This is a genomic window from Chitinophaga sp., assembly GCF_036569185.1.
Lineage (GTDB): Bacteria > Bacteroidota > Bacteroidia > Chitinophagales > Chitinophagaceae > Chitinophaga.
Window position 1 is genome coordinate 1 of the sequence record NZ_DATCRD010000240.1, and the last position, 8,233, is coordinate 8,233.

General features: G+C 49.5%; 5 protein-coding genes. 3 read left to right on the top strand and 2 right to left on the bottom strand.

Annotated features, from left to right (window positions below):
• The coding region (locus VIM72_RS18355) for a DUF885 family protein (RefSeq protein ID WP_332004284.1) at positions 1-1,081 on the bottom strand (1,081 nt) is incomplete at its 3' end.
• A 12-nt stretch (positions 1,082-1,093) separates the two neighbouring features.
• Positions 1,094-3,232 carry a S9 family peptidase gene (locus VIM72_RS18360; RefSeq protein WP_332004285.1) on the bottom strand — a complete coding sequence of 713 codons (2,139 nt, stop codon included), beginning with the start codon at positions 3,230-3,232 and terminating at the stop codon, positions 1,094-1,096.
• 190 nt (positions 3,233-3,422) lie between these two features.
• Here VIM72_RS18360 and VIM72_RS18365 point away from each other — a divergent pair, with 190 nt between their 5' ends.
• The 3 genes from VIM72_RS18365 to VIM72_RS18375 all read left to right on the top strand — a co-directional run.
• Entirely contained in the window at positions 3,423-4,322 is a 900-nt protein-coding gene (locus tag VIM72_RS18365; RefSeq protein ID WP_332004286.1) for an AraC family transcriptional regulator, read from the top strand.
• Between the two features lie 90 nt (positions 4,323-4,412).
• On the top strand, positions 4,413-5,870 hold the full coding sequence (locus VIM72_RS18370; RefSeq protein ID WP_332004287.1) for an APC family permease: 1,458 nt from the start codon (positions 4,413-4,415) through the stop codon (positions 5,868-5,870).
• Positions 5,871-6,329: 459 nt separating this feature from the next.
• Positions 6,330-8,233, top strand: a 1,904-nt coding sequence (locus VIM72_RS18375; RefSeq protein ID WP_332004288.1) for a SusC/RagA family TonB-linked outer membrane protein, incomplete at its 3' end; no start/stop codon positions are given.

Here is an 8,233-nt window from a genome sequence, read left to right on the forward strand (position 1 = left end):
CCCCGCCGGTGAAGAAGGGGTTTACCAGCTGCCGTTCCGGCGTCATCATGATCATACGCCAGGTTTCTTCTGCCAGTGGCGGCAGGGTGATCAGGTTATGCTGCTTTATAAAATCCACGGATTCGTTATAAAGCTTCATCATAGCCGCCGGTTGATCTGCCGGGGGCACATAACTGTTCTTCACCTTTTCCATAGCGGCTTTCCAGTCGGTCCCCAATCCCATTTCACGGGTGGCCTTTTCCATTTCCGCATCGCACCAGGCAAATTCCTTGTTGGCAATAGCCAGTAACTCTTCCGGGGTGTAAGGGATCATTTCCTCCTGCAACCCTTTGATCAGCGCCGTTCTTCCGATAGGATGGCCGGCAATGCCGCTTCCGTCGTCCGGCATACGGGCAGTACTTTTTTCTTTATTATAAAAAGCAGCGCTGTAGGTTTTCAGCAGGCTGTCTACCTGTTTGTACGGCGCCGGCACCCACCAGGAGAAAAGCGGGTCATAACCATTATAAAAAGTGAACACGCTGCCTAATGCTTCCCGCAAACCTTTGATGGTGGCAACTCCCCTGCGAAGCTGCTGCAGGGTGAGCGAGCTGTCGGTTTCCAGTTGCTGCCTGCTCCTAGTGATTTCCTTTGCCATATCGCTCAGCTGTGCCGCCAATGCCGGGGCATCCGGTTTTTCCCCGCGGCGCCGGTGCTGCTCCACCTGGGAGATCTTCTCTGCAAAGGGAAACCATTTTTTTATCTGCGCGCTTTCCTGCAGCGCCAGCGTAAGCTCCTCCTGTGCCTGTAATAACCGGCGTTTAAACAGGGTATAGTCTACCTGCGCGCCTACATTCAGCGATGCATAGTTCAGCTGCTCCAGCCGTTGCTGGTAGCTCTTCACCAGGACGGTCATGCGGGAAAGCCGCTCCGGTGAATTATCTGCAAAATAAAAACGGTGCAGGTTACCGGCATCCGCATCATACTGCACCATGATATTATTCACTTCACTGGACTGGAGATACAGGTCATTGTCGGCCGACTGGGCGGCAGCGGTTACCTGCTGTAACAGCAGACAGGTAAGCAGCGGGTATAGTTTCTTCAAAAGAGGCATAATTTACTCGTTTATATTTCTGTCTGGCGGATTGGTATTCAGGAGATTTTTTACAAAGAAATCGCGGCGTTTAATGCGTCCGTATGGGCCACCGTCGCTGTGCCCCATGCCAGGCACCGGCAGGAATTCGAAAGACTTTCCCTTTTTGATCAGCGCGTTGATCACGCGATAGGTAGATTCGGGCGGCACATTGGTATCCGCCTCGCCTACTATCAGGAGCAGGCGGCCCTGTAATTTACCGGCGTTCGTTACATTGGATTGCTCTTCATATTCCTTTCCCACCGGGTAGCCCATCCATTGTTCGTTCCACCATTGTTTATCCACCCGGTTATCATGGCAACCACAGGAAGCCACTGCTGCTTTATAAAATTCGGGATGGAAAAGCAGGCCACCCAACGCGTTTTGTCCACCGGCAGAAGTTCCGTATAGCCCTACCCGTGAGGTATCCACAAAAGGATACCTTTCCCCCAGCGCCTTTATCCAGAGAATGCGGTCGGGGAATCCTGCATCAGCAAGATTTTTCCAGCATACATCATGAAATGCCTTTGAGCGGTTGGCGGTGCCCATGCCATCTATCTGTACCACAATAAATCCAAGATCGGCCAGGCTTTGCATATCGTTATAATAACTCATGAAGCTTTTTGGTACAAAAGCATCCTGCGGGCCAGCATAAATGTTTTCCACTACGGGATACATTTTGGTGGAATCATAATCCGTTGGCCTGCACATGACGCCCCAGATATCTGTTTTACCATCCCGGCCTTTCGCGGTGAAGGGAATGGGGAAAGGCACGCCGGTAGCTTTCCAGCCGCTTACGTCCGCCTTCTCGAGCACGGTGATCAGTTTGCCGTCGGCCGTGCGGCGCAGTTCATTCACCGGTGGTACATTTACCTGCGAGTATTTGTCAATAAAATATTTCCTGTCGGGAGAAAAGAATACCTGGTGGTTTCCGGCAGCCGGTGTCAGGTCAAGCAGGTGCTTCCCCGCAAAGTCTGTACGGTAGTAGTGAACAAAGTAAGGATCTTCCCCGGCGTTCCTGCCGCCTGCCCTGAACCATATCTCTCTTTTCTTTGCGTCTATGCTGTCTATTTCCCTGACTACCCAGTTGCCTTTTGTTACCTGGTTCTTCACTTCACCGGTGAGAGTATTTACCAGGTAGATGTGCCTCCATCCATCCTTTTCAGAAGTCCACAGCAATTCGTTGGTTTCCGGCAGGTAATGGGTATAGAGGCGGGATTCATAGATGAAAGTAGGCGTTTGCTCATCCAGTATGGTGCGGGTGTTGCCATTGGCGGCATCCACTTCTATCACGCGGAAGCGCTGATGGCCACGGTCCACTTTTTCATAGAGGAAATAGCGCGGGTCTTTATCACGCCAGTGCAGCGCCGGTGCATCAAAGAAATCTATCCTGTCTGTTTTCACCTTTGTAGTGGTTTTTCCTTCCATGGTGAACAGGTACATATCAAAGGTGGTAAAAGGGTCCCCGGGCTGTTTGTAGGGATGGGAGCGCAGCTGCCCGCGGGTGGTGCCAGGCACATCGGTGAGCACGTAATACACCGCGGAATCTTCTACGGGATGAATGCGGTAACCCACCAGGTATTTGCTGTCGGGCGACCAGGCAAAGGCTCCATAGAAATCGCCATTGGCTTGCCCGTCTGTAGTGAATGGGGTAAGTGCGCCCGTGGCTACCGAGCGTACATATACATTACCGCCTATGGTAGTGGCTACCCATTGTTTATCCGGTGAAACGCTGTCGGTAGCAAATCCTTCCCAGCGACTGGGCTCATGCTGCCTTACCGGGAGGAGCCTGCGCTCATTCTTTGCCAGTTGCGCAATTTTTGCGGTATCGGTGATCACCTCTTTTCTACCGGTAGCAGCGGTGACAAGATACGCTGTTTTAACACTGTCTTTTCCTGTAACCGTGTACCAGAACGACTTCCCATCCGGTAGCCAGTTGGCGTCCACATTATGCCGCGAAATGGTTTTCCGGGTAATGCTGTCCAGCAGTTGTACTTTCCTGTACCGCTGCAATATCTCTTCATGTGAAGGCAGGTAAGGCGTTGGCTTGTTTTGCTGTGCGAGCAGCAGCCCCGTTGGCAGGCTCCATAAAATCAGCAGGTAAAGAAATCGTTGATATTTCATAAGTTATGTTAATCCCCTGTGGTTAAATGTAATTTGGACAATTAATATAATCCGGCTGTCCGGATATTTTTTAAAAGTACAGCAGGCATTTCTTAGTTTTTAAACGTTTTTTAATAACTTGTTCTCATATCTTCACCTAAATTTGGTTACAATCTCTTCAAAGGTGTTAAAAAAAGAATAATGTAATTACATGAAAGTATTGCAGTTTACAATACCTGTAGCGCACGATAAAACCATTATCACACAACAAGACCGCTTACCGGCGTTCTATCCGCATCTTCACCGCCATGAAGAAATCCAGCTTACCTGGATCCAGCATGGTCATGGCACATTGATAGTAGAAAATAATATGCATACGTTCTGGTCCAACGAAATATACTGGATCGGGAGTAACCAGCCGCATGTGTTAAAGAGTGAAGAATCGCCATTCGGAAGCAAGAACAAGAAAAATGTGCAGGCCCTCACGCTGTTTTTCAACCCTGAGGGTAAGCTGGCTCCCCTGTTTGGCTTACCGGAATTTAAAAAGATAAAATCTTTTATTGACCAGTCGCAAAACGGGTTCAAGATCCCCGAGGCGCATGTGGTGGATATATCCAGCCGGTTGTTGAAGATACACCAGTCGCAGGGCATTGCGCAGTTCCTGGCATTCGTGGAGCTGATCAATTTCTTTCTCACTTTAAAAAACCTGGAACCACTGATCACAGGATCCAGGTTATCTGCAGTAAATGAGCAGGAAGGTATCCGTATCGGGTATATCTACAATTATATCATGCAGCATTATGATGCGGAAATAAAGCTGGAAGATATTGCCCGGGAAGCGCATATGACGCCGCAGGCGTTTTGCCGGTATTTCAAAAAGCATACGCGGCTTACGTTTGTTTCGTTCCTGAACGAGGTGCGGATCAATGAAGCCTGTAAGAAACTGGCGGGAGGCTCCTACGATAGCATCGCTACTGTGGCCTATAACTGTGGCTTTAACAGTATTGCAAATTTTAACCGGGTATTTAAAAGCATCACCCGCAAATCGCCCCGCAGCTACCTGCGCGAGTACGAGCAGCTCGAAAACGGGACTACAACAAAATCTGCATAGTATTGATCAAAAAGCGAATAGAATTGCCAGCAAAGTAACTGTAGTTTTAGGGGAGATAAACCTGTAATCAACCAAACTACGATAGTTACTATGTCAGACGCTCCTACCTTTAAGCCATCCATTAAACTGCTGGATGCTACCATGATCGTGGCCGGCAGTATGATCGGTTCCGGGATCTTTATTGTCAGTGCAGATATTACCCGTCATACCGGAAGCGCCGGCTGGTTGTTACTGGTATGGCTGATCACCGGCTTTATGACGCTTACTGCCGCATTGAGTTACGGAGAGCTGAGCGGGATGTTTCCGCGGGCAGGAGGACAATACGTATACCTGAAGGAGGCGTACAATCCTATGACGGCCTTCCTGTATGGCTGGAGTTTCTTTACTGTTATACAAACGGCCACCATTGCCGCCGTAGGTGTTGCCTTCGCCAAATTCACCGCCTATCTCCTGCCGGTGTTCAGCGAGGAAAACGTGCTGTTGGCTGTTGGCACATTACATATCACTTCAGCGCAACTGCTCTCCATAGGAGTGATCGTTTTACTAACCTATATGAATACACGTGGAATTGAAGGAGGTAAAACCATTCAAACCACGTTTACGCTCACCAAGCTGGTGAGCCTGGCCGCCCTGATCATTTGCGGGCTGCTGGCCGTGAAGCCGGAAGTATGGCAGGCCAATTGGCAGCAGGCATGGCTGCTGCATCCGCTCACCACCGATGGCAGTATTTCCTCTTACACTACCATCGCTGCCTTTGGCGCTATTGCCGCCGCCATGGTGGGATCGGTTTTCAGCAGCGACTCCTGGCACAATGTGGCCTTTGTAGGCGGAGAAATAAAGAACCCTAAAAGAAATATCGGGCTGAGTCTTTTCCTGGGAACAGCTATTGTAACTGTTATCTACCTGCTCACCAATATCACCTACCTGGCAGTGCTGCCTTTGCCGGAAATTGCACATGCGCCAAAAGATCGTGTAGCCGTTTCCGTATCACAGGCCGTATTGGGGAATACCGGTACTATCATTATTGCCGTTATGATCATGATCTCCACATTTGGTTGCAACAACGGGCTGATACTGGCCGGGGCGCGTGTATACCACACCATGGCAAAGGATGGCCTGTTCTTTAAAAAGGCCGGCAGTTTAAACCGGGCTTCCGTGCCTTCCTTTGCATTGTGGATCCAATGCGTAGTGGCCTGCTTATGGTGCTTAAGCGGCCGTTACGGCGATCTGCTGGATATGATCTCTTTTGTAGTGGTGGCGTTTTATATGCTCACTATTGCAGGCATCTTCATACTCCGGAAAAAACGCCCGGATGCCGACAGGCCCTACAAAGCATTCGGATACCCTGTACTGCCTGTATTATACATATTGATGGGCATTGCTTTCTGCGGACTTTTGTTCGTATATAAACCGAGATTCACATGGCCCGGATTATTCATTACCCTGTCGGGTATACCTGTGTACTACCTGGCCAACAGGAACAAACGTGACAACCGCGCTGCTATCTCCCGGAGGGAAAATATAACAACCAGCGATCCTTCTTATTAAATGATATGTCAACCTGGGGGACTAATAAAAAGTCCCCCTTTTTGCTAACCCCGCTCCTGCACCAGCCAAGTGTTAATACATAATTAATCCAGCATCATACCCTGCCAAAAAACTATACACGTACATTTACAAAATTCGTTACCTTACTACCAGAAAATGATCCGATGCGATGTGTGTAGATATGTAATTCCTTTTCTGACTAAGCATTACGACGTGCCATATTGATCATGTGAAAAACCAACTTTGTTTCATCTCTTTTTGGGGGACCCGGTGGATGATGTAAAAATCCCTGCAGCAGGCAGATGTGCAATAACGATTTAGCAAACTTATTTAATCACAACCAAAAATTTTAAGCTACAATAAAGACAGGCCGTATATCTGTTCCATTCACGTTTATTCAAATTCACGTCTTATTCATTTGTTATGAGGTACTCATTAATTGGAAAATTATGCTTTCTGATGATCTTTCTATGCGCAGCCACCAGCGTGGCTTTTGCGCAAAAGACCCTTACCGGGAAAGTAACCGGAGCGGCAGACGGTGCCGGTCTTCCTGGTGTAAATGTTATCGTAACCGGCACCTCCGCCGGCGCCAGTACGGATGCAAAAGGGAACTATACCCTTTCTTTACCACCGGGTGCTAAATCGGTTTTGTTCTCATTTATAGGGTACGAGCCACAAACCATTACCATCGGTGATAAAACCGTTATTAATGTTTCCCTGGCCGCCACTACCAAAGGATTGGGCGAAGTAGTGGTAGTGGGTTACGGTGTACAGAGCCGCCGCGATGTAACCGGTACCATCGCCTCTGTAAAAGGATCAGATATTAAGAACCTCCCCGTATCAGACGCTGCGCAGGCTATCCAGGGCCGCGTTACAGGCGTGGATATAGTGCGGTCGGATGCCTCCCCCGGCAGCACGCCCTCTATCCGCATACGTGGTACCGGTACCATCAATAATGCCGACCCCCTGGTCATAATCGATGGCGTACCCGCAGGCGGGCTGTCTGATGTAAGCCCTAACGACATCGCCTCTATGGAAATACTCAAAGACGCATCGTCGTCTGCTATTTATGGTACCCGCGCCGCCAACGGCGTGGTGATCATTACCACCAAAAAAGGTAACTACGGGGAAAAACTGAAAGCATCCGTGAATGTGTACCGTGGCATCTCCAATGTATCACATTATGTATCGCTGCTCACCGCCCCCGATCTCGCGAAACTGAAACAGGAACGCTATACCAACGATGGAGTGCCTGTAGAACCTATCTGGCAGGATCCTTACTATGCCACCCAGCGCACCGACTGGCAACGCGCACTGTTTGGCACCGGGCATATCACCAACGCAGACGTGAGCCTGCGGGGCGGCAACAATACTTCCAATTACATGTTCAGCGCGGGCTATTATAATGAAGATGGCATCATCACCAACTCTTACTTCAAAAGATACTCTGTACGCATTAACTCAGAACATAAACTGGGCAAACGGGTGAAAGTGGGCGAAAACCTGCAGCTTACCTATAAACAAAACAGCGGCCCGGATACCTATTCTTCCCAAACCGGTCTTATTTTCAGCGCGCTGCGCTTTAACCCCGCTATCCCCGTTCACAACCCGGATGGCAGCTGGGGCAGCTCCAAAGCCAGCAATGAACTGGGCGACATCAATAACCCCGTTTATACCGCTGAAACCACCGATACCTGGATCAAAAACTACCGCATGCTGGCCAGCGTATACGCCGAAGTGGAAATCATGGATGGACTTACCCTCCGCGGCAACTACGGCTTCGATGGCAGCCTGGTCAACCAGTTCAGTTTCGCCCCGAAAGTACTGGACCAGACCAGGGCCCGCGACCATGCGGAACTTTTCACCCGCAATGAAAGCTACAACAGCCAGCTGAGCGAAGTATTCCTCACCTATAACAAAGTATTGTCGAATACACATCACATCACCGTTACAGGCGGTTACTCCCAGCAAACCTACAACGGCTCCTGGAACCAGGCGGAAAGATGGGGATATAATGATGAATCGAAAGACCAGCTGGTACTGAGCAATGGGAACGACATCCACGATGCAAAAGGTAATTACTTTAATGCCAATGCCATCGCCTCCGGGTTTATCAGGGGCTTCTATGGCTTTAAAGATAAATACCTGCTCACGGTTACCTTCCGCGCCGACGGATCCTCCAGGTTTGCGCCGGATCAACGTTGGGGCTACTTCCCCGCTTTCTCTGCTGGCTGGCGCATCTCTGATGAAAGCTTCTTTAAAGACAATATCAAAGCAATCAGCAACCTGAAAATCACAGGAGGCTGGGGCCAACTGGGTAACCAGAATGTTACCGAGTTCCAGTACCTCGCACAAATCAACAA

Excerpts from the sequence above, each read along its gene's own strand:
- VIM72_RS18365 (WP_332004286.1), top strand. The coding sequence starts at position 3,423 with ATGAAAGTATTGCAGTTTACAATACCTGTAGCGCACGATAAAACCATT.
- VIM72_RS18370 (WP_332004287.1), top strand. The coding sequence starts at position 4,413 with ATGTCAGACGCTCCTACCTTTAAGCCATCCATTAAACTGCTGGATGCT.
- VIM72_RS18360 (WP_332004285.1), bottom strand. The coding sequence starts at position 3,232 with ATGAAATATCAACGATTTCTTTACCTGCTGATTTTATGGAGCCTGCCA.